Here is a 24,562-nt window from a genome sequence, read left to right as displayed (position 1 = left end):
CCGCCCCGGGGCGTCAGCGCGAGGGGAGCACCCGCACCCCGGCGCTCAGTGGCAGCTCACCGCAGGAGGGGCCGACCAGCACGGTGAACCCGCCCGGCTCGCCGATCCAGCGGCGCCGCTCGGCCGACCAGTGCTCCAGCGCCCGCGCCGCCACCGTGATCTCGGCCACCACCCGCTGCCCCGGCTCCGCCCGGACCGCCGCGAACCCGGCCAGCCAGCGCACCGGCCGCTCCACCGAGCTGTCGGCCCGGGCCAGGTACAGCTGCACCACCTCGCGCGAGCCGCGGGTACCGGTGTTGCGCAGGGTGACCCGCACGGTGAGCGCGGCGCCGAGCGCGGCCTGCGCGGGCGCCTCGACCGAGAGGTACTCCCACTCGCCGTAGCCCAGGCCGTGCCCGAACCAGTACGCCGGCTCGGCCTCCGCGCGCAGCCAGCCCCGGTACCCGACGTGCAGTCCCTCGCGGTACGCGAGTACGCCGTCCAGCGGGGTGGTGTCGAACACCGGGACGTCCCGCTCCTCGGCCGGCCAGCTGGTCGGCAGCCGTCCGCCCGGCTCGGCCAGGCCGAACAGGACGTCCGCCAGCCCGTCGCCGCCCTCCTGGCCGGGGAACCAGCCGAGCAGCACCGCCGCCACCTCCTCACGCCACGGCAGCAGGACGGGCCCGCCGGTGTTCACGACCACCACCGTCGCCGGATTGGCGGCGGCCACCGCCGACACCAACGCGTCCTGGTCGCCGGGCAGCCGCAGGGTGGTCCGGTCGAAGCCCTCGCTCTCGTGCTCGTCGGTGGTGCCCACCACCACGACCACGGCGTCCGCCCCCCGGGCCAGCTCGACGGCCGCCGCGAGCTCCGCGTCCAACGCGTCCAGCGGCGGGTCGACGGCCAGGCTGAGCACCCGGCCGTGCGCGGCCTCGACCGTGCGCCGGGCCAGCAGGGCCACCTCCTGGCCGGCCGCGAGATCCAGCCCGACCTGCCGGAAGGAGGGCGAGACGTGCAGGTAGGTCGGGTCGTCCGACTCCGGCGTGATGTACTCGTCGAGCAGGGTCCGCCCGTCGGCCTGGAGCAGCACCCGGCCCAGCCCGATCACGCCGAAGCGCCACCGCCCGGCGGCCGGCGCCCGGAAGACCGTACTGACCTCGACCATCCCGAGGGCGCTGAGGTCGGTGCTCACCGACGGCTCCAGGATCCGCCCGCTCAGCCGGTGCTCGGAGTGCAGCTCCCTGCCGTCGGCGGTGAGATAGCGCGCCAGCAGGCCGGCCTCGCCACTGGCCGGGCTGTGGCAGTCGGTGCGCTCCAGCGGGGTCGGCCGCAGCGCGGTGCGCACGCCCGCCGCGTGCACGACGGACACCTCCGGCGCCAGCGCGGCCCGGATGCCGTCCAGCGGGGAGACGACGGCCGCGGGGAAGACCGCCGCGCTGCCGCCGCCCTGCACCCGCGCGGTCGCGGCGTTCGGGCCGATCACGGCCACCCGGCGCAGCGCGCCGGCGTCCAGCGGCAGCAGCCCGCTCCGGTTGCTCACCAGCACGGAACCCGCCGCGGCGGCCCGGCGCAGCAGGCCCCGGGTGGCGGGGTCGCCGGGAGTGGGGAGCTGCGGCGCGGTGGCGGGGGCGGGTTCGCCCGGCTCGCCCAGGGCCCCGACCCGGGCGGCCAGCCGCAGCAGCCGGAGCACCTTGTCGTCCAGTGCCGCCTCGTCCACCAGGCCGTCCAGGACGGCGGCGGCCAGCGCGGCGCCCCAGTGCTCGTTCGGCCCCGGCATGGCCAGGTCGACGGCGGCGGCGCCGGAGGACTCGGTGGTGCGGACGGCTCCCCAGTCGGAGACCACCAGGCCGTCGAAGCCCCACTCGCCCTTGAGCGGCTCGGCCAGCAGTGAACTCTCGCTCATCGCCTCGCCGTTGACCCGGTTGTAGGCGGACATCACCGCCCACACCCCGGCCCGGACGGCGGCCTCGAAGGGGGCCAGGTAGACCTCGCGCAGCGTGCGCTCGTCCAGCTGGGCGTCCAGGGTGAGGCGTTCGGTCTCGGAGTCGTTGGCGACGTAGTGCTTGGCGGTGGCCGCGACCCCGCCGCTCTGCACGCCCGTGATGTAGGCGGCGCCGATCCGGCCGGTGAGCAGCGGATCCTCGGAGAAGCACTCGAAGTGCCGCCCGCCGAGCGGGGACCGGTGCAGGTTGAGGGTCGGGCCGAGCAGCATGTGGACGCCCTTGCGGCGCGCCTCGGCGGCCAGCAGCGCGCCGAGTTCGCGGACCAGCGGCTCGTCCCAGCTGGCCGCCATCGCGGTGACGGACGGCAGGGCCAGCGCGGTGTCGGCCTCGTCCCAGCGTTCGCCGCGCACGCCGACCGGCCCGTCGGAGGTGATCACCGGGCGCAGACCGACGGCGGGCTCGGCACTGGTGCGGAACGTCCCGCCGCCGGAGACCATCCGGGCCTTGCGCGCGACGTCGAGGTCGGCGAGCGCCTTCTCGAACCCGTCGGTGGCGCGATCCGTTGCTTGGATGTCGGTCATCCCTTCGTGGCTCCCTGCATGATTCCGTCGATGATCTGGCGGCCCATCAGCAGGAACACCGCGATGACGGGGAGGCTGGCGACGAGTGCGCCGGTCAGCACGAGCGAGTAGTCCTTGATGTAGCCACTGGCCAGCTCGGAGAGGGTGAGCTGGATGGTGGGGTTCTGCTGGGTCATCACGATCTTGGGCCAGTAGAAGTCGTTCCAGGTGGCCATGAAGGTCAGCATGCCGAGGACGCCCATCGCGGGGCGGGCGGCCGGCAGCACGATGTGCCAGGCGAGCCCGCGCGTGGTGCAGCCGTCCATCCGGCCGGCGTCCAGCAGTTCGTCGGGCAGCGCGCCGACCAGGTACTGGCGCATGAAGAACAGCCCGAAGGCGTTGGCTGCGGCCGGCACGATCAGCGCCTGAAGGTGGTCGGCCCAGTGCAGCCAGTTCGCCATCATGATGTAGAGCGGGATGATGCCCAGCTGGGTCGGGACCATCATGGTGGCCACCACCGTCGCGAGCAGCGGCTTGCGCCCCCGGAACGGCAGCTTGGCGAACGCGAAGCCGCCGAAGGTCGAGGTGAGCACCACGCTCGCGGTGACGATGCCGGAGACGGTCAGCGAGTTGAGCATCGCCAGGCCCATGTCGGTCTGGCTGAACGCCTGGCCGATGTTGTGGAGCAGGTTGCCGCCCGGCAGCAGGATCGGCGGCACGCTGTGGATGTCGGTGTTGGTGCGCGAGGCGGCGACCAGTGTCCAGTAGAGCGGGAACACCGAGACCACGACGGCGACCGCGAGGACGACGTACACGCCCCGGCCGGCGGAGAGTTGGCGGTTGCGGCTCATCAGGCGTCCAGCCCCTTCATGCGGCGGGCGGCGAGCAGGTTGGCGGCCACGATCACGACGATCAGCAGGAACATCGCCCAGGACACGGCCGCGCCGTAGCCGTACTTGAACCGGCCCCAGAACTGGTTGTACGAGTACAGCGCCAGGGTCTGGAACTGGTGCTGGGAGCCCCCGGTGGTCGGGTCCTGCTGCTGGCTGAAGAGCATCGGCTCGCCGAACAGCTGGAGGGCGCCGATGGTGGAGACGATCACCGCGAACAGGATGGTCGGACGCAGCATCGGGACGGTGATCGAGCGGAACTGCCGCCAGCGGCTGGCCCCGTCGATGGCGGCCGCCTCGTACAGCTCGAACGGCACGGCCTGCATCGCGGCGAGGAAGATCAGCGCGTTGTAGCCCGTCCAGCGCCAGGTGACGATGGTGGAGATGGCCGACCAGGAGGAGAGCGTGCCGGCCTGCCAGTCGATGTGGTCGACGCCGAACAGTCCGAGCGTCCAGTTGATCAACCCGTAGTCCCGGCCGAACAGTTGGACGAAGATGAGGGTCACGGCGGCGACCGAGGTGACGTTCGGCAGCATCACGCCGAGACGGAAGAAGGTCCGCCCGCGCATCCGGTAGTTCAGCAGGTGCGCCAGGCCGAGCGCGATCACCAGCTGCGGGACGGTCGAGAGCGCCCCGATGCCGACGGTGTTCTTCAGGGCGTTCCAGAAGAACGGGTCGTCGACGAGCTTGCCGTAGTTCTGCAGGCCGACCCACTGGCTCTCACTGCCGGGGACGTCGGCCCGCCAGTTGGTCATCGAGACGTACCCGGTGTAGAGCATCGGAAAGAGCCCGAAGACCGCGAAGACCAGGAAGAACGGCGTGATGTAGAGGTACGGCGAGACGGTGCGGTCGATCCGGTGCCAACGCCGGGTCGCCACGGGCGCGCGAGCGGCCCGCGCGGGCCGCTCGGCGGAGACGGACGCAGCCATGCTGATGAGCTCCTTGCGAGGGTGGACGCGGTACCGGCGCGGTGTCAGGGCCGCGCCGGTACCGCGGGCTTGTGAGGGTCAGCCGTTGATGTTGGCGATGTCGGCGAGAGCCTTCGTCCAGGCTCCGGCGCCGTCCGCCTTGCCCTGCTCGACCGAGGTCAGCGCGTTGCCGAGGGCGGTGCCGATCTCCGCGCCGTGGGCGCCGAGCGGCTGGGGCTTCAGGTCCTTCGCGGACTGCGAGAAGATCTTGCCGGTGGGCGCGTTGTTGAACAGCGGCTCGGTGTGGTCCGCGATGTCCGGCTGGCTCCAGAGCGCCTGGTCGGAGGGGAAGTAGCCCTTCTCCTTGAAGAGCTTGCCCTCCTGCTCGGGGGCGGTCAGCCACTTGGCCAGCTCGACGGCGGCCTTGGTGTGCTTGCCGGACTTGGGCACCGAGAGGTACGAGCCGCCCCAGTTGCCGCCGCCGCCCGGGATCCGGGCCATGTCCCAGGTGCCGCCGTCGGTGGGCGGGTTGGCCTTGAACTCGTAGCTCATCCAGGCCGGGCAGGCCACGGTGGCGAACTGGCTCTTCTGGAAACCGGTGTCCCAGGCCGGGGTGAAGGCCTGGATGCCGGCCGACTCGCCGTCCTTGATGGCGCCGGCCACCAGGTCGAACGCGTCCTTGACGGCCGGGTTGGTGGTGACGACCGGCTTGCCCGAGGTGTCGTAGTACCCGGTCGGCGCCTGCGCCTCGACGGCGCTGAACAGGTTGCCGCCGCTGTCGAACCAGCGGACGTCCTTGTTCGGGCTGTTGGCCAGGAACTGCTTGCCGGTGGCGATGTAGGACTTCCAGTCGCCCATCAGGGCCGAGACCTGGTCGCGGTCGGTGGGCAGACCGGCGGCCTTGAAGAGGTCGCTGCGGTAGCAGAGCGCCATGCCGCCCATGTCGGTGCCCAGGCCGAAGAGGGTCTTGCCGTCGGCGCTGGAGGCGGGAGCGGTCTTGGACGGCACCCACTGGTTCGCGTCGACGCCGTTGTCCAGGAAGTTGACGAACTTGGACGCCTGCGGCTGGAAGCCGGCGACCTGGCCGATCTCGATCGCCTCGATGTCGGCGGTACCGGAACCGGCCAGCAGGTGCGCCTGCAGGTTCTGGTGGTGCGCGCCCATGTCGGCGCGGTTCTCCTTGATGGTGATGTTCGGGTGGGTCTGCTCGTACGCCTTGTAGAGATCCGCGTAGCCGAAGTCGGAGAACAGGTTGACGCTCAGCGTGATCTTCTCGTTGGGGTCGTCCTGCGCCTGGGTGCTGCCGCTGCTGGAACAGCCGGCCACGGCCAGCAGGGCGGCCAGCGCGGTGGCGGTGCCGAGCAGCCGGGTTCTCGGACCGGTACGAAGGGGGGACATGCGGACTCCTTGCGGGGGGCGGCGCCGGGCCTGATGGGCGAAGGGAGGGAGATCTCCCCGACAGGCCGGGAAATCTCCGGGTAGGGCAGGGGAGCGCGGGTGGAAACGGGTGGAAACAGGTGGAGAGCGCTCTCCCATGGCCCTGGAGCCTGGCTTCTCGCCCCGGTGTTGTCAAGGGTTCTCGTCCAGGAACGTTGCAGTGCAGCGCTTTTACCGCAGGCGCGGCGTCAGGTACCGATGCGCGCAGGGGGCTTGACATGACGGAAACGTGGGCGCAACCATCTCAATCACTGCGAGAGCGCTCTCCCAGCGATGGGAGCCCGACCAGGCACCGTCTTCCGACCACCCCACGGAGCGGCGGACGCCGACCGTCGGTGTTTCCGGTCCTCCCCCCACCGTCTCGTCAGGAGAGTCCCCTCATGCTCGCTCCCCCCGTCCGGTCAGCCGTCGGCAGAGAGCGCTCGTCACCAGGTCTGCGGTCCCTCGCCGCAGTTGTCGCGGCGTCCCTGGTCGCGGCTCTGATGCTGCTCATCCCCACCAGCAGCGCCCAGGCCGCGCCCACGCTGCTGTCCCAGGGCAAGCCGGTGACGGCCTCGTCCGAGGAGAACTACGGCACCCCGGCCACCAACGCGGTCGACGGCAACACGGCCACCCGCTGGTCCTCGGCCGCGAGTGACCCGCAGTGGATCCAGGTCGACCTGGGCAGCCCGGTGGCGGTCGGCCAGGTCGTGCTGAACTGGGAGTCGGCGTACGCCAAGGGCTACCAGATCCAGCTCTCCAACGACGGGACGAACTGGGCCACCGCCTACTCCACCACCACCGGCGCGGGCGGCACCGAGACGCTGAGCGTCTCCGGCACCGCGCGCTACGTGCGGATGAACGGCACCGCCCGGGCCACCGGCTACGGCTACTCGCTCTGGGAGTTCCAGGTCTTCGGCACCGCGCCCAGCGCCGGCTGCGGCACCGCGAACGCCGCCCAGGGCCGGCCGGCCACCGCCTCCTCGGAGGAGAACTACGGCACCCCGGCCACCAACGCGGTCGACGGCAACACGGCCACCCGCTGGTCCTCGGTCGCGAGCGACCCGCAGTGGATCCAGGTCGACCTCGGCTCGGCCCAGTCGGTCTGCCAGGTCGTGCTGAACTGGGAGTCGGCGTACGCCAAGGCGTACCAGATCCAGCTCTCCAACGACGGGACGAACTGGGCCACCGCCTACTCCACCACCACCGGCGCGGGCGGCACCGAGACGCTGAGCGTCTCCGGCACCGCGCGCTACGTGCGGATGAACGGCACCGCCCGGGCCACCGGCTACGGCTACTCGCTCTGGGAGATGCAGGTCCACACCGGCGCCTCCTCCCCGAGCACCCCGCCGACCACGCCGCCCACCACCCCGCCGACGACGCCCCCGACCACCCCGCCGCCCGGCAACTGGACCACGGTCTTCAACGAGGACTTCACGGGCAGCGCCGGCACCGCGCCGTCGACCGCCAACTGGATCACCCAGACCGGCACCGGCTACGCCGGCGGCCCGGCCAACTGGGGCACCAGCGAGGTGCAGACCGACACCAACGCGGCCGCCAACGTCTCGCTGAACGGCAACGGCGCGCTCAACCTCACCGCCGTGAAGAACGGTGACGCCTGGACGTCCGGGCGCGTCGAGAGCCAGCGCTCCGACTTCACCGCCCCGGCCGGCGGCCAGCTGCAGATCTCCGCGACGGTCAAGCAGCCGAGCGTTTCCAACGCGATCGGCTACTGGCCGTCCTTCCGTGCGATGGGTGCCGCCAACCGCGGCAACTTCACCGTCTGGCCGGGCGCCGGCGAGTCGGACATCCTGGAGAACGTCAACGGCCGCAGCCAGCTGTCCACCACCCTGCACTGCGGGACCGCCCCCGGCGGCAACTGCAACGAGTACAACGGCATGACCAGCGGACTGGCGAGCTGCACCGGCTGCCAGAGCGACTACCACACGTACTCGCAGATCCTGGACCGCACCACCTCGGACGAGCAGATCCGCTGGTACCTCGACGGTCGTCAGGTCTGGCAGGTCAGTGAGTCCCAGGTCGGCGTCTCCACCTGGGACGCGGCCGTGCACCACGGCTTCTACCTGGTGTTCAACCTCGGCATCGGCGGCGGGTTCCCGAACGGGAACTGCAACTGCACCTCGCCGACCGCCGCCACCAGCTCCGGCGGCGCGCTGAGCATCGACAAGGTGACCGTCTCCACCACCACCGGCACCGCCCCGGCCCCGCTGACCGACGCCCCCGTGCCGACCGGCGGCTCCACCGTCAAGGTGACCGGCGGCCAGGGCAACTGGGCGCTGACCGTCAACGGCGCGCCGTACCAGGTCAAGGGCATCACCTGGGGCCCGGCCAACACCACCATCGACGCGCACGTGCGCGAGCTGAAGTCGATGGGCGTCAACACCCTGCGCACCTGGGGCACCGACGCCGGCAGCAAGCCGCTGCTGGACACCGCGGCCGCCAACGGGATCCGGGTGGTCAACGGGTTCTGGCTCAACCAGGGCGCGGACTACGTCAACGACACCGCCTACATGAACAGCACGCTCGACCAGATCAAGCAGTGGGTGACCACCTACAAGGACCACCCCGGCGTGCTGATGTGGGACGTCGGCAACGAGGTCATCCTCACCACCCAGGACCACACGTACACCGGCTCCACGGTGGAGCAGGAGCGCGTCGCGTACGCCAAGTACGTGGAGCGGGTCACCCAGGCGATCCACGCCATCGACCCGAACCACCCGGTGACCAGCACCGACGCGTACACCGGCGCCTGGAAGTACTACAAGGACAACACCCCCAGCCTGGACCTGCTGGCGGTCAACTCCTACGGCGCCGTGTGCAACGTCAAGGCCGACTGGATCGCGGGCGGCTACAACAAGCCGTACATCGTCACCGAGTCCGGTGAGGACGGCGAGTGGGAGGTCCCGAACGACGCCAACGGCGTGCCCACCGAGCCCTCGGACATCAAGAAGCGTGACGCCTACCTCTCCAACTGGGCCTGCATCACCGGCCACCAGGGTGTCGCGCTGGGCGCCACGGTCTTCCACTACGGCACCGAGAACGACTTCGGCGGCGTCTGGTACAACACCGTGCCGGCCGGCTGGAAGCGGCTGAGCTTCTACTCGGTGGCCAAGGACTACAACGGCAACCCGGGCACCAACACCCCGCCGGTGATCTCCGACATGACGCTGAGCAACACGGCGAGCGTCCCGGCCGGCGGCACGTTCAACATCAGTACCACCACCACCGACCCCAACGGTGACCTGATCCGCTACCAGCTGTACTACAACGCCAAGTACGCGGGCGGCGGCTCCGGCCTGGACCAGGTCGTCTTCACCCAGACCGCCGACGGCCGCTTCACCGCGACCGCCCCGAAGGGCCTGGGCGTGTACAAGGTCTACGTCTACGCCTACGACGGCCACGGCAACGTCGGCATCGAGACCAAGTCGTTCCGCGTGGTGGCCCCGACCGTCAACGGCACGAACGTGGCGCTGAACAAGCCGACCACCGCCTCGACCTTCCAGGCGGTCGGCAACGGCGCCCCCTACCCGGCGTCCAACGCCACCGACGGCAACTGGAACACCCGTTGGGCCAGCGAGTGGGCCGACCCGCAGTGGGTCCAGGTCGACCTCGGCGCCGCGACCACCATCAAGCACGTCCAGCTCGGCTGGGAGGGCGCCTACGGCAAGGCGTACCAGATCCAGACCTCCAACGACGGCACCAACTGGACGTCCGTCTACTCCACCACCACCGGAACCGGCGGCGTCGACGACTTCGACGTCACCGGGAACGGACGGTACGTCCGGATCAACATCACACAGCGGGGTACCGCCTACGGCGACTCGCTCTACGAGTTCGGCGTCTACGCCTAGGCATCCGCCGGGTACCGACGCCTGATCCCGACCCCTCCGGGGCCGCAGGCGGTGCCAACCCCACTGGCACCGCCCGGCCCCGGAGGCCCCACCCATCCGTCCGACCAGGAGGTCCGATGCGACCCCGTTTCCTGTCCCGCGGCCGTCCCCGCCGCACGGCCCTGGCGGTGGCCTTCGCCGCCGTGCTGGCCCTCACCGGGCTCGGCACCGTCACCCAGCAGGCCGTCGCGGCGGCCGACCCGCTGATCTCGGCTTCCCGCCCGGTGAGCGCCTCGTCCATCGAGAGCGCGAACTTCCCGGCCGGCGCCGTCGTCGACGGCGACCCGGCCAGCCGCTGGGCCAGCAACTGGACCGACCCGTCCTGGATCCAGATCGACCTCGGCGGCACCGCCGCCATCAGCAAGGTCGAACTGGACTGGGAGGCGGCCTACGCCAGCGGCTTCCAGCTCCAGGTGTCCCCGGACGCCAGCGCCTGGACGTCGATCTACTCCACCACCACCGGAACCGGCGGGGTGCAGAACCTCGCCGTCAACGGCAGTGGCCGCTACATCCGGATGTACGCCACCAACCGGGCGACCCAGTACGGCTACTCGCTGTACGAGTTCAAGGTCTTCGGTCAGGTCACCACCGGAACCAGCGGATACGTCCTGGCGAACCCGCAGGTCACCGGGGTCACCCCGTCGACCTACAACCCGCCGCACGCGTACTTCCACGAGTTCCAGGCGAACTGCACGGCGAACCACAACCTGCCCGACGACCCGATCGTCTTCGCCGGCCAGCCGGGCAAGTCGCACATGCACACCTTCCTGGGCAACACCACGACCGAGGCCAACTCCACGCTGGCCTCGCTCCAGGCGGGCAGCACCAGCTGCCTCGCGCCCGGTGACAAGTCGGGGTACTGGATGCCGACCATGTACGACGGTGACACCGCCGTCAACCCGGTCGGTCTGCAGACGATCTACTACAAGAGCTCGGTGAACGACTACACCAGCGTGCGGCCGTTCCCGCCGGGCCTGAAGTTCGTGGTCGGCAGCCCGTCGGCCACCTCCACCCAGTTCGCCACCGACCCCGGCTTCGTGGCCGGCTGGGAGTGCGGCAACAGCTACCACAACATCGACCTGCCGATCGACTGCCCCGGCGGCGGCCAGGTCAACGTCCGGTTCCAGGCCCCCAGTTGCTGGAACGGTCTGTACCTGGACACCCCGGACCACAAGAGCCACATGGCGTACCCGGTCAACGGTTCCTGCCCGGCCGACCACCCGGTCGCGCTGCCGATGATCGAGTTCAAGATGGCCTTCCCGGCCAACACGGCGAACATGTCGCAGCTCCACCTGTCGAGTGGACGGGGCTTCTCGTTCCACTACGACTTCTTCAACGCCTGGGACGCTCCGACCCTCGCCGCGATGGTGAACCACTGCATCATCGGTGGACTCCAGTGCGACTCGCGGGGTTACGACGAGACCCAGCCGAGCAAGGGCGCCGCGCTCAACGCGCAGTACCTGCTGCCGTGACGCTCCGGCGTCCTGACGCCGCGGCGCGCTGACGCCGTGACGTCCTGACCCGGAACGTCCACCGCTCCACCCCGTGCCCGTGGCCGTCCCCGCCTCCCCGGGGCCGGTCACGGGCACGGGCCGTGACCGCCACGCGCCGACCGGGCCGCCGTCCCGCGGGCGGGACGCCATCTGCTGAGGAGTACGACATGAACCGGCTGTTGCGGGCCGTCGCGCCCGCCCTGCTCGCCCTCGCGGCCGCCGGCTGCGCCTCCACCGGCGGCCCGCCGCCGGGCGCCGCCGCGCCGCCCGCCGTCTCCCCGGCCGTCGCCGGCGGTGTGGACCTCGGGCCCTCCCCGGCCTCCCGGATGGTCTGCACGGGCTTCGTGGTCCAGCAGCTCGCCGGAGCCCTCGGCACCGATCCCACCGCGCCGCCCACCGCGACCTGGGCGCAGCACCTGTACTCCTGCACCTACGCCTACGCCGAGGGATCGATGCTGCTGTCGGTCAAGGAGCTGGCCGACGGTGCGACCGCCCAGGCGCACTTCACCGGACTGCGGGGCAGTGCCGGTCCGGTGACGACCGTCAACGGCCTGGGGGAGGCGGCCTTCACCGAGGCCGACGGCTCGACGGTGGTGCTCAAGGACAACACGGTGTTGACCGTGGACGTCAGCCACCTGCCGGAGAGCTTCGGCAAGCCGCCGCGGACCAGGCCGAACGTCTCCGTGATGGCCGCGACGACCGTGATGACCTGCTGGAAGGAGCACGTGGGGTGACGGGAAACGTTTCCCGGGCGGTCGCCGGCGGGCTCCGGAGCCGCCGCTGGGCCCCCCGCAGGACGTCCGGAGGCGGCCCCCCGGGGGCCGACGGGCTGATGGAAGGTGCTCTGGGCTGTGGCTTCTAGTGAGAGAGCGCTCTCCGTGCGTGCTATAAAAGTGAGCATGAGCGAAGCCCTCCGGTCCGCCGCCGGCCGGTCCACCACCCTGGAGGACGTGGCCCGGGTCGCGGGCGTGTCCCGGGCCACCGTCTCCCGGGTCATCAACGGGATCCGCAACGTCGACCCGGCCATCCAGGAGAGCGTGCGGCTCGCCATCGCCAGCACCGGGTACGTCCCGAACGGCGCCGCCCGTTCACTGGTCACCCGGCGCGCGGGGGCACTCGCGCTGGTCGTCTCGGGCTCCGGCTCCGGCACCGGTCCGGGCGCCGACCCCGGCGGCGAGGAGGGCCCGACCAGGACGGAGGTCTTCACCGACCCCTTCTTCGGGCGGGTGGTCAGCGGGGTCTTCACCGCCCTGCGGCCCCGCGGCCTGCACCCCGTGCTCATGCTGGCCGACGCCCCCGAGGCGCGCGAGCAGATCCTCTCCTACCTCCGCCAGGGCAACGCCGACGGCGCCATGGTGGTCTCGACCCACGCCGAGGACCCGCTGCCCGCGCTGCTGCTGGAGGCCGGCGTACCGGCGGTGCTCTTCGGCCGCCCCGACACCCCGATGCCGATCAGCTGCGTGGACCTCGCCAACCGGGACGGCGGGCGCCTGGCGGCCGAGCACCTGCACGCCCGGGGCTGCCGCAAGGTGGTGACCATCGCGGGCCCGTCGGGCGTGCGCGCCGCCCGTGACCGCCTGGGGGGTTTCCACGACGCGATGGCCCGCCACGGACTGCCCTACCTCCCGCACGCGGAGGGCGACTTCACCCAGGCCGGCGGGGAGCGTGCGATCACCCGACTGCTCATCGAACACCCGGACACGGACGGGGTGTTCGCCGCCAACGACCTGATGGCCCAGGGGGCCCTGGCGGTACTGCGCGACCACGGCCGGCGGGTCCCCGAGGACGTCGCGGTGGTCGGCTTCGACGACAGCAGCGCGGCCACCGCGGGCCGTCCGCTGCTGACCACCGTGCGCCAGCCGGTCGAGGAGATGGCCGCGGAGATGACCCGGATCCTGCTCGACCACATCGCCCGACCGGAGCGCGGCGCCACCTCGGTGATCTTCGAGCCGTCGCTGGTGGTGCGGCAGTCCGCCTGATCCGCCCCGGCCCGGACGGTCGGACGCCCGTCCGTCCGGGCGTTCGCCTGTCCGGACTCCCCGCATCAGGGACGTCGTGGTCGCCTCGGTGGGTTCCCGACCGTGTCGGGATGCCGTTTGCCGATCGTGTGCCGACCATGGACGTAGTTGTCATCGATGTGTGGAGGTCAGGTCATGTCCATGCTTGACAAGATCAAAGGCATGATGAAGGGGCACGAGGACACCGCCCAGAAGGGGGTGGACAAGGCCGGCGACATGGTCGACGACAAGACCGGCGGCAAGTACGGCGGCCAGGTCGACTCCGCCCAGCAGAAGATCAACGACCAGCTCGGCAACCGGCCGATGCCCGGCGAGGACCACCCGCCCCAGCCCTGACCCGCCTCGCCCCGACACCGACGGCCCGGGTGGCGCCCGCGCGGGTGCCCCCGGGCCCCGTCGTCATCGGCCCGCGCGGGTGCCGGACCGCCACGTTCCCCCGCCCCGACGCCGCTGGGCCGCCGGGGCGCGGCCGTGCGGCCGTGCGGCCGCCACCGGCCGGTGCCCGTACCACCGGGGGCCCGGGGGAGGCCGAATCCGATTGCGTGCGCGGCTGCGCGCTGCTGGAGTGGCGGGATGGATCACGACGAGGTACTGGCCGCGTACGACCGGCAGCTGCGGCGAGAGGCGTGCCCCGACGGCCCTGGCGCCCGGGTCGAGCGCTCTGCGGACCTGGTGCGCCAGGTGGCCGCCGAGCACGGCTGGAACGGCGTGCTCTGGTCGGGTCTCGATCCGGCCACCGCGGACGCCCGGATCGAGGAGCAGATCCGTCACTACGCCTCGATCGGGCGCGGATTCGAATGGAAGCTGTACTCCCACGACGGCCCGCCGGACCTGGCCGCGCGACTGCTGGCGGCCGGCTTCCGGCCGGAGCCCGCCGAGACGCTGGTGGTGGCCGAGGTGGCCGAGGTGTCCGCCGAGATCGTCCTGCCCGAGGGCGTCCGGCTGGTCCGGGTGACCGACCGGGACGGGATCGACCTGCTGGCGGACGTCCACGAGCAGGTCTTCGGCACGGGCCGAAACCGCCTCCGGGAGCGGTTGACCGCGCAGCTGGCCGAGCAGCCGCAGACGCTGGAACCGGTCCTCGCCATGGCGGGGGACCAGCCGGTGAGCGGGGCGCGCCTGGATCTGCCGCCCGGGACGGATTTCGCCGGGCTCTGGGGCGGCGGCACACTGCCCGAATGGCGCGGCCGGGGCGTCTACCGGGCGTTGATCGCGTACCGGGCCCGGATCGCCGCCGCCCGCGGCTATCGCTATCTGCACGTCGACGCCTCCGACGAGAGCCGTCCGATCCTGCGGCGGCTCGGCTTCACCGCCCTCGCCACCACCACGCCGTACCTGCTCGGGGAGTGACCGGGAGCGGCCTCGGCGCGCCCCGTACGCGGTGGTTCGGGCGGCCCTGGAGGAGGGGTCGGCAGGCCGGTGCCGCCCTTGCGCGGAGCGGATCGTTCCCGCACGTCCGGGGCTCGTCGGACGGACTCTGCGCCCCGGTGTTCTCACATGACAGCAACTCAGTAGGATGAGCCGCTCAATGATGCTGATGTGAAGGGTAGTTGTCATGGGGGACAACGGGTTTCGGGTGGATCCCGAAGCGGTCAACAGGTACGGCGGTACGGTCTCGGAGGAGCTCGGACAGCTCCAGCAGGTCCAGTCGGCGGTCTCGGGGATCACCGTGACGGCGGACGCCTTCGGGCACCTGCCGAACGCTCAGAACCTGGCGAGCACCTACATGGAGCACGCCGCCGCGAGCCGGCAGAACGTGCAGGTGCTCGCGCAGGCACTGTCCGGTGTCGTCAGCGGGCTCCGGGCGACCGCGCAGAACTACGCGGCGCAGGACCGGTCGATCGGTGGCGGCTTCGGGGGCGGCCAGTGAGCGGCAACTCGCGCCACGGATCCACGCACGCCCCGCCGAGGCCGCACGACCCGCCGCCGGCGCCGCACCAGCCGCCGCACAACCCGCCGCAGGCAGCCCCGCAGCCCGGTCCGCACCCGCCGACCCCGGCCCCCGATCGGCCCGGCCCGCACCCGCCACGGTCGGAGCCCACCCCGGGCCCCGATCCGGACCCGAACCGGGAGCCCGATCCGACGCCTCCCGGCGAGGACGGCCCCGCCGACCCCCGGCAGGGCTGGTTCTCGGGCTTCGCCCAGCAGGCCGGCGAGAAGGTCCGTGACTCGGCGGCCGACAAGGCCGGCGAGTGGGTCTCCGGCAAGGTGTTCGGCTCTCCCGAGGGCGAGGGCGCCGAGGGTGAGGCAGGGGAACCCGGTGGTGCGGCCGGTGGCCTCGGCGGCATCGGTGGTGCGGTCGGCGCGGAGGCCGGCGCGGCCGCCGGTGCCGGTGCCGGTGCCGGTGCCGTGGGCCCGTACCCGGTCAACGGTCCGGTCGGCACCGTGGGCACCTACCCCGGCAGCAGGCCGACGGTCGGCCCCCTGCTGCCCTCCAGCGCGGCCTACCGCTGGACCACGGCGCAGCCCCCGGCGCCGATGACCCCGCTGGAGGAGGCGCAGCACGCCAAGCGGGACGGGCTCGGCGGCATGCTGGACGAGGCCGTCGTCTACGCGCTGGAGAAGTCCGGTCTGCTGGACATGCTGGAGAAGGTCACCGGCAACCTCGCCGAGCTGAACGCCGCCGCGGACGACTGGCAGGCCCAGGCGAAGGCCGTGCAGAACGTGGCGGAGGGGCTGCGCTCCGGCGCCCGGTCGCTGCCCGGGCAGTGGGAGGGCGCCGCCTCGGACGCGTTCGGCACGCGGATGGGCGAGGTGGTCGAGGCGCTCGACGGCACCGCCGAGGAGATGCAGCAGACGGCCTCGATCCTCAACAAGTGCGCCAAGGAGTGCGCGCTCGCCGAGGGCATGGTGGTCGAGATCATCAGCGAGGCGATCGAGGTGCTGATCGCCTCGCTCGCGGCGGAGGCCGTGATCGCCGTCTTCACGGCCGGCATCGGCCTGATCGCGGACGCCCTGCTCACCGAGGGCGAGATCGCCGTCTACGTCGCTCGGGTCGCCCGGGTCTCCACCGAACTGGCCACCAAGCTGGAGAAGCTCCTGCTGGAGCTCAAGAAGCTGGGCCAGGCGGTCAAGGCGGTCCGCAGCGTGGAGACCGCCAAGAACGCGATGGCCGCGTTCAAGGACGTCAAGGCCGCGGCCGCGGAGATCCGGGAGTTCGAGGAGGGCGGTGACGGCCTCCTCAAGGCCGGCAAGGACGCCTTGCAGGGCGGGGGCTACGACGCGCTCAAGGACGCCGCGGCCCGGGCCGCGGTCAAGAAGGCCGACGGGTACGTCACGGGGAAGGCGGAGGACGCCTTCAACAACGCGCTCGGTCTGGGTGACACGGAGCGGTCCGAGGACCTCAGTGCCGGCGGCCTCGCCAAGGCGGCCGGCTCGGGGGCCTGGGGTGCGGCGAAGGAGGGACTGACGGACGAGACCAACACCTCCGCCGTCAAGGACGCCCTGCTGCACGGTGTCGGCGTGCAGACCGAGCCCGAGCCGTACCGCGTCGACGCGGGCCGGATCCAGCAGGCCTTCGGCTGACCCGCGCCGGCCGCGCCACTCCGGCCGCGCCGCTCCGGCGGCGGGCCGGGACGGCGGCGGGGCACCGCGGCATCGCGCCGCTCCGCCGCCGTCCCGGCCCGCCGGGCAGTCCTTCGCCCGCCGCCCACAGGCCGGAGGCCGCCGGTTCGGATCGCGAACCGGGCCCTCCCGCCGGCGCGGCATGTGAAAGGCTCGGCGTGCCCCGGACGGCGGGGCACGCAGACGCCCCTGCCGAGGAGTTGACGGTGACGATGACGCCCGACCCCGCAAGCGGTCCGACGGACCGGCCCAGGACCGGCGGCCGCCTGCTGGCGGTGAGCGACCTGCACGTCTCCTACCAGGAGAACCGTGCGATCGTCGAGGACATCCACCCCACCACCCCCGACGACTGGCTGCTGGTGGCCGGCGACATCGGGGAGCGGAGCGCCGACATCGAGTGGGTGCTCGGCCTGCTCGCCGAGCGGTTCGCCAAGGTGGTGTGGGTCCCCGGCAACCACGAGCTGTGGACGCACGACAGCGACCCGGTCACCCTGCGCGGCGAGCCGCGCTATCTGCACCTGGTGGAGATCTGCCGGCGGCTCGGTGTCCTCACTCCCGAGGATCCGTACGAGGTCTTCACCGGTCAGGGCGGTCCGGTCCGGGTGGCGCCGCTCTTCCTGCTGTACGACTACACCTTCCGGCCGCCCGGTACCCGGACGAAGGAGGAGGCGCTCGCCTACGCCTACAACACCGGGGTGGTCTGCAACGACGAGTTCCTGCTGCATCCCGACCCGTACCCGACCCGGGACGACTGGAGCCGGGCCCGGGTGGCGGCGACCGAGCAGCGGCTGGCGGCCTGCCCGCCGGAGGTGCCGCTGGTGCTGGTCAACCACTATCCGCTGGTGCGCGAGCCGCTGGACATCCTGCGCTACCCGGAGTTCGCGCAGTGGTGCGGCACCGAGGCCACCGCCGACTGGCACACCCGCTTCCCGGTCGCGGTGATGGTCTACGGGCATCTGCACATCCCCCGGACCACCTGGCACGACGGGGTGCGCTTCGAGGAGGTCTCGCTCGGTTACCCGCGCGAGTGGCGGGCCCGGCCGGTCCGGCGGCCGCTGCTGCGCGAGATCCTGCCGGCAGGCGTCCAGCCGGAGCCGCTCCCCGGGCGCTGACCCGCCGGGGCCTCGCCGCTCCGGCCACCCCGCGTCTCCCGGCCGCATCTCCCGGCCGCCGATCCCGCCCGCCGATCCCGTCCCGCGTCCCGCCCGTCCGGGCCGTGGCGGCGGGCGGATATCGGCGCGGACGTGAACTCCTGCCCATATGATCCTGTATGTCCGATTCGGTGACAGGTGGGTCGGCCGCGGCGGGTGCGCGGACGGCGGCGGACGGCGGCGGTGCCGGGCCGGCCCCGAGACGAGGAGCGTGCGCGGCAGATGGCGCGACGAACGCGGGTGGAGCGAGCGGTCCGGCCGGCGCCGGCACTCCGGGTGGAGGGCGGCGCGTGGAGCGCGGACCCGGCGGGCGGGGCCGCCCGGTGATCACCGACACGGTCGCGCGACTCCAGCGGATGCGGCACACCGCCGAGACCCGGTTGCCGGTGATCACCCGGGTGGTCGCCCGGCTGCTGCAGGTCAACGTCTTCGAGGCCGCGACCCGGCTGGCGGCGCAGTGCTTCCTCACCGCCGTCCCGCTGCTGTTCGTGGTGGGCTCGATCGCGCCGCAGAGCTTCTCCGACCGCGTGGTGAGCTCGCTCCGTTCGGCCCTCGGGCTGCACGGCGGATCGGTCGACCAGCTCCGTCAGGTGTACCAGCCCCACGACGCCGAGGTGCGCCAGGCCGTAGGCGCGGTGGGCGCGGTGATGGTCCTGCTGTCCGCGACGGCGTTCAGCCGCGCGATGCAGCGGGTCTGCGAACGGGCCTGGCAGATGCCCAAGGCCGGCGCCCGGGTGGTGGCCTGGCGCTGGGTGGTCTGGGTGGCGTCGCTGCTGGCCATCCTGGCTCTGCAGGGGCCGCTGCGGGACGGGTTCGGGGTGGGCCAGGTGCTGGGCCTGCCGCTCACCCTGGCCTCCAGCGTCCTGATCTGGTGGTGGACGCAGCATCTGCTGCTGGGCGGCCGGCTGCCATGGCTGCCGCTCCTGCCCGGAGCACTGCTGGCCGGGGGCGCGATGGTCGCACTGTCGTTCACCGCGCGGCTCTACATCCCCAGGGCGCTCAACCGCAGCCTGGCCGACTACGGCTCGCTGGGCCCGGTGTTCACGGTGCTGTCCTGGCTGATCGCGGTGTGTGCGGCGATCACCGTCTGTCTCACCGTCGGAGCCGTCGTCGCGCAGGAGCCGCTGGCGGCCCGCTACCTCGGCACCCCGCCGGAGGCCATGCCCCCGCCCGCGACCCCGCCGATGCCCCCGCCGATGCCCCCGCCCGCGACCCCGCCCGCCGCGACACCCCCGTCCGCGACGCCGGGGTCACCTCCGCCGCCGCCGTCACCCCCGTCACCCCCGTCGCCCCCGGCCCCACCGATGCCGTCGGTGGAGTCGGGGCCGGTCGTCGGATCCTGACCTCCGGTGGGTCCGGGGCCGCGCTCACCCGCTCCCGAGCAGCGGTTCGGCCCGCGCCAGGGTGTCCGCGAGCCTGGCCAGCGCCGCGTCGTCCCTCGGCACCGGCTCGTGCAGCGGGCCGTCCGCCGTCCGCCAGCGCCGGGCCACCTCGTCCGGGCGCTCGCCGGTGACCAGGGCGGCGGCCTGGGCGGCGGCGCCGAGCGCGACCAGCTCCTTGGCGGCGGGCACCTGGACGGCCCGGCCGGAGAGCCGGCGCACGGTGTCGCGCCAGGCCGCGCCCTGCGCCCCGCCGCCGATCAGCAGGAGCGGGACGTCCGGGTCGGCCGCCTGGCCGCCGGCCTTCAGGACGTCGTCCAGCGCGGCCAGCAGCGCGTAGGCGGCGCCGTCGTAGGCGGCCTGCAGGATCTGTCCGGGGGTGGTGTCGTGGCGCAGTCCGTGCAGCAGGCCCGAGGCGTCGGGCAGGTTGGGCGTGCGCTCGCCGTCCAGGAAGGGCAGCATGACGACGCTCCCGCCGGGTTCGACGTCGGCGCGGTCGCGGCCGAGCAGGGCGGCGACCCGGTCCACGGCCTGGGTGCAGTTGAGCGTGCAGGCCAGCGGCAGCCAGCCCCCGAGCGCGTCCGCGAAGCCGGCCACGGTGCCGGTGGGGTCGGCGGGCCGGCCCTCGGTGACGGCGTAGACCGTGCCCGAGGTGCCGAGGCTCAGGACGGGGCGGCCCGGGGCGAGGCCGAGCCCGAGGGCCGCCGCCATGTTGTCGCCGGTGCCGGCCGCCACGGGGGTGCCCGCGCGCAGCGGCCCGCCGGGGAGCGCCGTGCCCGCGCGCTGCCCGGCCGCCAGGACGGTCGGCAGCTTCGCCGTGTCGAGCCCGACCGAGGCCAGGATCTCCCGGTCGTAGCCGTCCCCGCTCCACCAGCCGGTGCCGGAGGCGTCCCCCCGGTCGGTGGTCGCGCCGCCGGTGAGCCGGCCGGTGAGGTAGTCGTGCGGCAGCCGTACGGCGGCGGTGGCGCCGGCGGCCTCGGGCTCGGTGGCCGCCAGCCAGGCCCACTTGGCGATGGTGAAGGCGGCGGTCGGGACGCTGCCCACCCGGCGGGCCCACTCCTCGGCGCCGAGCCGCTCGACCAGGGCCCGGGCCTGGGGGGCGGCGCGGACGTCGTTCCAGAGCATGGCCGGGCGCACCGGGCGGCCGGCGGGGTCGAGGGTGACCAGGCCGTGCTGCTGGCCGCCGACCGACACCGCCTCGGCGGAGCCGGCGTGCCCGGTGCCGGCCAGCGCGGTGCCCAGGGCCGCCCACCACTGCTCGGGGTCGCTCTCCCGCGCGCCGCCGGTGCCGGTGACGGTGTGCGGGGCGCGGCCCTCGCCGAGGACGGCGCCGCTGTCGATGTCGACGGCGAGGGCCTTGGTGGCCTGGGTGGAGCTGTCCACGCCGATCACCACGCGTGCTGTCTGTGCCATGAGTGCTCTGGTCCTTCCCTTGCTGCGGCAGGTGTGCGGCTCGCCGCGGGGCCCGTGCCCGCGGGTCGGCCCGTGCCACCTCGGCGGCCGGCGTACGGGTGGAGTACGGACGGAGTCGGACGGGGGGCTTTGCGAAACCGCTTCCGCATACTAGTTTGTTTTCTGCCATTGCAAATAGGGCGGAGGGCAACTCGCCCACCCGATTCGCCCGTCCGCCCGAGCCGCCAGGAGCCCGCCGTGACCGAGAACAGCCTCACCCCCACCCCCGACGACAAGTTCACCTTCGGCCTCTGGACCGTGGGCTGGCAGGGCCGCGACCCGTTCGGCGACGCCACCCGTCCGGCCCTCGACCCGGTCACCACCGTGGAGCGGCTCGCCGGGCTCGGCGCCTACGGCGTGACCTTCCACGACGACGACCTGATCCCCTTCGGCTCGACCGACGCCGAGCGCGAGGGGCACATCAAGCGCTTCCGCGCCGCGCTGGACGCGAACGGCCTCAAGGTGCCGATGGCCACCACCAACCTCTTCACGCACCCGGTCTTCAAGGACGGCGCGTTCACCGCCAACGACCGCGACGTGCGCCGTTACGCGCTGCGCAAGACGCTGCGCAACATCGACCTCGCGGCCGAGCTCGGCGCCGAGGTCTACGTCGCCTGGGGCGGCCGCGAGGGTGCGGAGTCCGGCGCGGCCAAGGACATCCGCTGCGCGCTGGACCGGATGAAGGAGGCGTTCGACCTCCTCGGCTCCTACGTCCTGGAGCAGGGCTACGACCTGCGCTTCGCGATCGAGCCCAAGCCCAACGAGCCCCGTGGCGACATCCTGCTCCCCACCATCGGCCACGCCCTGGCGTTCATCGAGCGCCTGGAGCACCCGGAGCTGGTCGGCGTGAACCCGGAGACCGGCCACGAGCAGATGGCCGGCCTGAACTTCGCCCACGGCATCGCCCAGGCACTGTGGGCGGGCAAGCTCTTCCACATCGACCTCAACGGCCAGTCCGGTATCAAGTACGACCAGGACCTGCGCTTCGGCGCCGGAGACCTGCGCCAGGCCTTCTGGCTGGTCGACCTGCTGGAGACGGCCGGCTACAGCGGCCCGCGCCACTTCGACTTCAAGCCGCCGCGCACCGAGGACTTCGACGGTGTCTGGGCCTCCGCGGCCGGCTGCATGAGCAACTACCTGATGCTCAAGGAGCGCGCCGCCGCGTTCCGCGCCGACCCCGAGGTGCAGCGCGCCCTGAAGGCGTCCCGGCTGGACGAGCTGGCCCGGCCCACCCTGGCCGAGGGCGAGAGCGCGGCCGCGCTGCTGGCCGACCGCACCGCGTTCGAGGACTTCGACGTGGACGCGGCCGCCGAGCGCGGGATGGCCTTCGAGCAGCTCGACCAGCTCGCCATGGAGCACCTGCTCGGCGCCCGCTGACCTGCCGGCCGGCGGCGGTCCGGCCCGGGCGCGCACCACCGCGCCCGGGCCGGACCGCCGCCGTGCGTCCGCCCGGTCGCGTCGTGGCGGCCGGACCGCCGGCGCGGCGTGGCCGAGCAGTCCTGGCCGTCCCGGTCAGCGCGGGGGCGGGGGCGCGCCGGCGGGACTGATCCACACCGAGTGCAGGCGTCCGTCCAGCCGGAAGGACAGGGCCAGGCGGCCGTCGCGCCGGATCGACTCCGCGACGAGCCGCTCCACGTCGGGGTGCGTGAGAACGTACGTGAACGCGTCGGCCTGCAGCGCACCCAGCGGCAGCAGACGCAGGGACCGCCCGAGCGCTGTCAGTGCGTCCGGTAGCCGGTGGAAGGTAGCGGGGCCGCAGACGTCCTCGATCTCGACCACCACCGGCCCCTCGTCGTAGGCGCGTGGACCGGCCCGCTCCGGGCCGGTCACCGGAGGGCTCCCGCCGGGTCGAGCCCGGCGTCGGCAGCCGCCGCACCCTCGCCCGGCCGCACCTCGTGCCACACGTGGACCGCCACGACCCTGCCGCCCTTGCCCGGGAAGGCCCGCGCGGTGGATCGGCTGACGAAGCCCCGGCAGTACGCGCACCGGCCGGTCACCGCGACCAGCCGCAGCCGTGGCGCCGCCGGCCGACGGCCCGTCACCGGCCGTCACCGGCCTCGGGAGCGAGCGCGGCCCAGACGAGCTTTCCGATCCCGTCCTCACGCGGGCGGCAGCCCCACCCGGCGGAGAGCCGCTCGACCAGCCACAGTCCCCGGCCGTCCTCGTCGTCCGGCTGCGCCGTCCGTGCGGTCGGCAGGGTGTCCCCGGCGTCGTGGACCTCGACGCGCAGTCGCCCGGGCCGGAGTTCGAACCGGATCATCACCAGACGCCCCTGCGGGGTACGGGCGTGCTGCACGGCGTTGTTGACCAGCTCGGTCAGCACGGACGTGCCGCCTCGTCTCTGTGTGATTGAGGGAGAGTCGGCCCTTCGTATCCAGGTCGGTGGTGCCGCGGTCATGAGCCAGCAGCTCGTCCGGCTCTCCGAGATGGCTGAGCAACCGCACATCGATCTGCAGATCCTGCCGGACAGGGCCGGTGCGCATGCCGGGCTCATGGGGTCGTTCGTACTGTTCAGCTTTCCGACCTCCGCGTTCTCGGATGTCGTCTGTGTCGAACATCGAACGGGGACGCTCTACATGGAGACGCCGGACGAGACGAACGGGTACACCTTGATCTTCGACTCGCTCCGCTCAATCGCCTTGAGTCCGGCGGACAGTCTCGACATGATCGCTCGGGTACGGCAGGAGATGTAGCGCTAGGCAGCGGAGGGGTAAGGCATGTTTGCACCGGATCTTGGCGGCGCCGTGTGGCGAAGGAGCAGTTTCAGTGGTCAGGGCGGCGACTGCGTCGAGGTGGCCAGCGGTTTTCCGGGCCTCATGCCCGTCCGGGACTCCAAGAACCCCGACGGCCCCGCCCTGGTGTTCCCGGGCGCCGCGTGGGCCGCGTTCGTCGCCGGGGTCAAGGCGGGCGAGTTCGCGGCGGGCCACTGAGGCCGTCGCCCGGTCGGGCGCCTGCCGGCGGCCGGGCCGGGTCGGTGGGGGTGCGACCATCGGCACGGGCCGCCCCATGTGCAACCGTCGGGTTGCATGTCTCCGGGCCGACGTGCAACTCTGGAGTTGCACACGTTGGCACGGCGAAGGAGTATTCCGATGAGTGAGCGACGGATCGAGTGCGAGACCCTGATCGAGGCATCCGTGGAGCGGGTCTGGTCGCTGGTGGCCGAACCCGGCTTCTGGGCGGCCGAGAACGCGGCACGGCCCGGCACGGTGGCGAAGGAGGGCGAGTCGGTGGTGGTCACGAACCCCAAGTTCGGCGAGTTCCCGGTGCGGGTGGAGAAGGTCGAGCCGCCGACCTACCTGGCGTACCGCTGGGCCAGCGCGTTCCCGGGGGAGGAGCTGCGCGAGGACAACAGCACGCTCGTGGAGTTCACGCTGGTCGCGGAGGGCGACAAGACGCGGCTGCGGGTCGTCGAGAGCGGGTTCGCGGCACTGGCCGCGTCCGAGGAGGTGCGCCGCCGGGCGGTGGAGAGCAACACCGCCGGCTGGCCCCAGGTGTTCGACGCGGTCCGGGCGCGCGCCGAACAGTCGTCCGTGTGACCGAGGAGCGGCGCGGCTCCGGCGACGCGGTCGAGGGCGTGCTCGCCGCGCTGGCCGATCCGACCCGCCGCCTGCTGCTCGACCTGCTCGCGGCGCGGGGCGAGCTCACGGCGACCGCGCTGGCGGAGCAACTGCCGGTCTCCCGGCAGGCGGTGGTCAAGCACCTCGCCATCCTGGACGCCGCCGGGCTGGTCCGCGGCGGCCGGGTCGGCCGTGAGGTGCGGTACGAGGTGCGGCCGGCGGCGTTGGACGCGACGGCGCGGTGGATGGCCGCGCTCGCGGGCGACTGGGACCGCCGGCTGGCCGGCATCAAGCGCGTCGCCGAGGCGGCGGAGCGCGCGGCGCGCGGGGAGTAGGCGGCG

23 protein-coding genes are annotated in these 24,562 nt (G+C 72.8%); 15 read left to right on the top strand and 8 right to left on the bottom strand.

The window, feature by feature from the left end:
• Positions 1-13 precede the first annotated feature (13 nt).
• The 4 genes from OG823_RS07915 to OG823_RS07900 form a co-directional block, all read right to left on the bottom strand.
• On the bottom strand, positions 14-2,503 hold the full coding sequence (locus OG823_RS07915) for a glycoside hydrolase family 3 C-terminal domain-containing protein (RefSeq protein WP_371478678.1): 2,490 nt from the start codon (positions 2,501-2,503) through the stop codon (positions 14-16).
• A complete protein-coding gene (locus tag OG823_RS07910; RefSeq protein ID WP_371478676.1) occupies positions 2,500-3,333 on the bottom strand; it encodes a carbohydrate ABC transporter permease in 834 nt (277 codons plus the stop codon). The genes OG823_RS07915 and OG823_RS07910 overlap by 4 nt, the downstream gene beginning before the upstream one ends.
• On the bottom strand, positions 3,333-4,301 hold the full coding sequence (locus tag OG823_RS07905) for a carbohydrate ABC transporter permease (protein WP_371478675.1): 969 nt from the start codon (positions 4,299-4,301) through the stop codon (positions 3,333-3,335). Before OG823_RS07905 ends, OG823_RS07910 begins: the two co-directional genes overlap by 1 nt.
• 78 nt (positions 4,302-4,379) lie before the next feature.
• Positions 4,380-5,678, bottom strand: a complete 1,299-nt coding sequence (locus tag OG823_RS07900) for an extracellular solute-binding protein (RefSeq protein WP_371478673.1) — start codon at positions 5,676-5,678, stop codon at positions 4,380-4,382.
• Between the two features lie 419 nt (positions 5,679-6,097).
• On the opposite strand from OG823_RS07900, the gene OG823_RS07895 reads away from it, so the two are divergent.
• The 10 genes from OG823_RS07895 (at position 6,098) to OG823_RS07850 (ending at position 19,176) form a co-directional block, all read left to right on the top strand.
• On the top strand, positions 6,098-9,568 hold the full coding sequence (locus tag OG823_RS07895) for a discoidin domain-containing protein (RefSeq protein ID WP_371478672.1): 3,471 nt from the start codon (positions 6,098-6,100) through the stop codon (positions 9,566-9,568).
• Positions 9,569-9,684: 116 nt separating this feature from the next.
• Positions 9,685-11,079: a DUF1996 domain-containing protein gene (locus OG823_RS07890; protein WP_371478670.1), complete on the top strand. Its 1,395-nt coding sequence runs from the start codon at positions 9,685-9,687 to the stop codon at positions 11,077-11,079.
• A 188-nt stretch (positions 11,080-11,267) separates the two neighbouring features.
• Positions 11,268-11,834, top strand: a complete 567-nt coding sequence (locus OG823_RS07885; protein WP_371478668.1) for a hypothetical protein — start codon at positions 11,268-11,270, stop codon at positions 11,832-11,834.
• A 165-nt stretch (positions 11,835-11,999) separates the two neighbouring features.
• Positions 12,000-13,079 carry a LacI family DNA-binding transcriptional regulator gene (locus tag OG823_RS07880; protein ID WP_371478667.1) on the top strand — a complete coding sequence of 360 codons (1,080 nt, stop codon included), beginning with the start codon at positions 12,000-12,002 and terminating at the stop codon, positions 13,077-13,079.
• A gap of 174 nt (positions 13,080-13,253) precedes the next feature.
• Positions 13,254-13,454: an antitoxin gene (locus OG823_RS07875; RefSeq protein WP_371478665.1), complete on the top strand. Its 201-nt coding sequence runs from the start codon at positions 13,254-13,256 to the stop codon at positions 13,452-13,454.
• 237 nt (positions 13,455-13,691) lie between these two features.
• Complete coding sequence (locus OG823_RS07870; protein WP_371478663.1) at positions 13,692-14,468, top strand: GNAT family N-acetyltransferase; 777 nt, start codon at positions 13,692-13,694, stop codon at positions 14,466-14,468.
• A 226-nt stretch (positions 14,469-14,694) separates the two neighbouring features.
• A complete protein-coding gene (locus OG823_RS07865) occupies positions 14,695-14,988 on the top strand; it encodes a type VII secretion target (RefSeq protein ID WP_371478661.1) in 294 nt (97 codons plus the stop codon).
• Positions 14,985-16,643 carry a WXG100 family type VII secretion target gene (locus tag OG823_RS07860; protein WP_371478660.1) on the top strand — a complete coding sequence of 553 codons (1,659 nt, stop codon included), beginning with the start codon at positions 14,985-14,987 and terminating at the stop codon, positions 16,641-16,643. Before OG823_RS07865 ends, OG823_RS07860 begins: the two co-directional genes overlap by 4 nt.
• A 251-nt stretch (positions 16,644-16,894) precedes the next feature.
• A complete protein-coding gene (locus tag OG823_RS07855) occupies positions 16,895-17,794 on the top strand; it encodes a metallophosphoesterase (protein ID WP_371484352.1) in 900 nt (299 codons plus the stop codon).
• A 329-nt stretch (positions 17,795-18,123) separates the two neighbouring features.
• Positions 18,124-19,176, top strand: a complete 1,053-nt coding sequence (locus OG823_RS07850; RefSeq protein ID WP_371478658.1) for a YhjD/YihY/BrkB family envelope integrity protein — start codon at positions 18,124-18,126, stop codon at positions 19,174-19,176.
• Between the two features lie 24 nt (positions 19,177-19,200).
• Here the strand turns inward: OG823_RS07850 and xylB are convergent, their stop codons facing one another.
• Positions 19,201-20,625, bottom strand: coding sequence for a xylulokinase (gene xylB / locus OG823_RS07845; protein ID WP_371478657.1), 1,425 nt, complete (start codon positions 20,623-20,625; stop codon positions 19,201-19,203).
• A gap of 237 nt (positions 20,626-20,862) precedes the next feature.
• Here xylB and xylA point away from each other — a divergent pair, with 237 nt between their 5' ends.
• Positions 20,863-22,041, top strand: a complete 1,179-nt coding sequence (xylA, locus tag OG823_RS07840) for a xylose isomerase (protein ID WP_371478655.1) — start codon at positions 20,863-20,865, stop codon at positions 22,039-22,041.
• A gap of 135 nt (positions 22,042-22,176) precedes the next feature.
• Here the strand turns inward: xylA and OG823_RS07835 are convergent, their stop codons facing one another.
• The 3 genes from OG823_RS07835 to OG823_RS07825 are packed head-to-tail and all read right to left on the bottom strand — an operon-like array spanning position 22,177 to position 22,987.
• Complete coding sequence (locus OG823_RS07835) at positions 22,177-22,494, bottom strand: hypothetical protein (RefSeq protein WP_371478654.1); 318 nt, start codon at positions 22,492-22,494, stop codon at positions 22,177-22,179.
• A complete protein-coding gene (locus OG823_RS07830) occupies positions 22,491-22,706 on the bottom strand; it encodes a hypothetical protein (RefSeq protein ID WP_371478653.1) in 216 nt (71 codons plus the stop codon). The genes OG823_RS07835 and OG823_RS07830 overlap by 4 nt, the downstream gene beginning before the upstream one ends.
• On the bottom strand, positions 22,703-22,987 hold the full coding sequence (locus OG823_RS07825) for an ATP-binding protein (RefSeq protein ID WP_371478652.1): 285 nt from the start codon (positions 22,985-22,987) through the stop codon (positions 22,703-22,705). Before OG823_RS07825 ends, OG823_RS07830 begins: the two co-directional genes overlap by 4 nt.
• A gap of 4 nt (positions 22,988-22,991) precedes the next feature.
• Here OG823_RS07825 and OG823_RS07820 point away from each other — a divergent pair, with 4 nt between their 5' ends.
• From OG823_RS07820 to OG823_RS07805, 4 genes are all read left to right on the top strand, one after another.
• Entirely contained in the window at positions 22,992-23,357 is a 366-nt protein-coding gene (locus OG823_RS07820; protein WP_371484350.1) for a DUF5753 domain-containing protein, read from the top strand.
• A gap of 24 nt (positions 23,358-23,381) precedes the next feature.
• Positions 23,382-23,594, top strand: coding sequence for a DUF397 domain-containing protein (locus OG823_RS07815; protein WP_371478651.1), 213 nt, complete (start codon positions 23,382-23,384; stop codon positions 23,592-23,594).
• 159 nt (positions 23,595-23,753) lie between these two features.
• Complete coding sequence (locus OG823_RS07810; protein WP_371478650.1) at positions 23,754-24,200, top strand: SRPBCC domain-containing protein; 447 nt, start codon at positions 23,754-23,756, stop codon at positions 24,198-24,200.
• Positions 24,197-24,556 carry an ArsR/SmtB family transcription factor gene (locus tag OG823_RS07805; protein WP_371478648.1) on the top strand — a complete coding sequence of 120 codons (360 nt, stop codon included), beginning with the start codon at positions 24,197-24,199 and terminating at the stop codon, positions 24,554-24,556. Before OG823_RS07810 ends, OG823_RS07805 begins: the two co-directional genes overlap by 4 nt.
• Positions 24,557-24,562 lie beyond the last annotated feature (6 nt).

The sequence above is a fragment of the Kitasatospora sp. NBC_00315 genome, from assembly GCF_041435095.1.
GTDB lineage: Bacteria > Actinomycetota > Actinomycetes > Streptomycetales > Streptomycetaceae > Kitasatospora.
This window is presented reverse-complemented; position numbering and strand designations above follow the sequence as displayed.

What these genes read in the sequence shown, in the direction of transcription:
- OG823_RS07915 (WP_371478678.1), bottom strand. Translation starts at nt 2,503, where the DNA reads ATGACCGACATCCAAGCAACGGATCGCGCCACCGACGGGTTCGAGAAG.
- OG823_RS07910 (WP_371478676.1), bottom strand. Translation starts at nt 3,333, where the DNA reads ATGAGCCGCAACCGCCAACTCTCCGCCGGCCGGGGCGTGTACGTCGTC.
- OG823_RS07905 (WP_371478675.1), bottom strand. Translation starts at nt 4,301, where the DNA reads ATGGCTGCGTCCGTCTCCGCCGAGCGGCCCGCGCGGGCCGCTCGCGCG.
- OG823_RS07900 (WP_371478673.1), bottom strand. Translation starts at nt 5,678, where the DNA reads ATGTCCCCCCTTCGTACCGGTCCGAGAACCCGGCTGCTCGGCACCGCC.
- OG823_RS07895 (WP_371478672.1), top strand. Translation starts at nt 6,098, where the DNA reads ATGCTCGCTCCCCCCGTCCGGTCAGCCGTCGGCAGAGAGCGCTCGTCA.
- OG823_RS07890 (WP_371478670.1), top strand. Translation starts at nt 9,685, where the DNA reads ATGCGACCCCGTTTCCTGTCCCGCGGCCGTCCCCGCCGCACGGCCCTG.
- OG823_RS07885 (WP_371478668.1), top strand. Translation starts at nt 11,268, where the DNA reads ATGAACCGGCTGTTGCGGGCCGTCGCGCCCGCCCTGCTCGCCCTCGCG.
- OG823_RS07880 (WP_371478667.1), top strand. Translation starts at nt 12,000, where the DNA reads ATGAGCGAAGCCCTCCGGTCCGCCGCCGGCCGGTCCACCACCCTGGAG.
- OG823_RS07875 (WP_371478665.1), top strand. Translation starts at nt 13,254, where the DNA reads ATGTCCATGCTTGACAAGATCAAAGGCATGATGAAGGGGCACGAGGAC.
- OG823_RS07870 (WP_371478663.1), top strand. Translation starts at nt 13,692, where the DNA reads ATGGATCACGACGAGGTACTGGCCGCGTACGACCGGCAGCTGCGGCGA.
- OG823_RS07855 (WP_371484352.1), top strand. Translation starts at nt 16,895, where the DNA reads ATGACGCCCGACCCCGCAAGCGGTCCGACGGACCGGCCCAGGACCGGC.
- xylB (WP_371478657.1), bottom strand. Translation starts at nt 20,625, where the DNA reads ATGGCACAGACAGCACGCGTGGTGATCGGCGTGGACAGCTCCACCCAG.
- OG823_RS07815 (WP_371478651.1), top strand. Translation starts at nt 23,382, where the DNA reads ATGTTTGCACCGGATCTTGGCGGCGCCGTGTGGCGAAGGAGCAGTTTC.
- OG823_RS07810 (WP_371478650.1), top strand. Translation starts at nt 23,754, where the DNA reads ATGAGTGAGCGACGGATCGAGTGCGAGACCCTGATCGAGGCATCCGTG.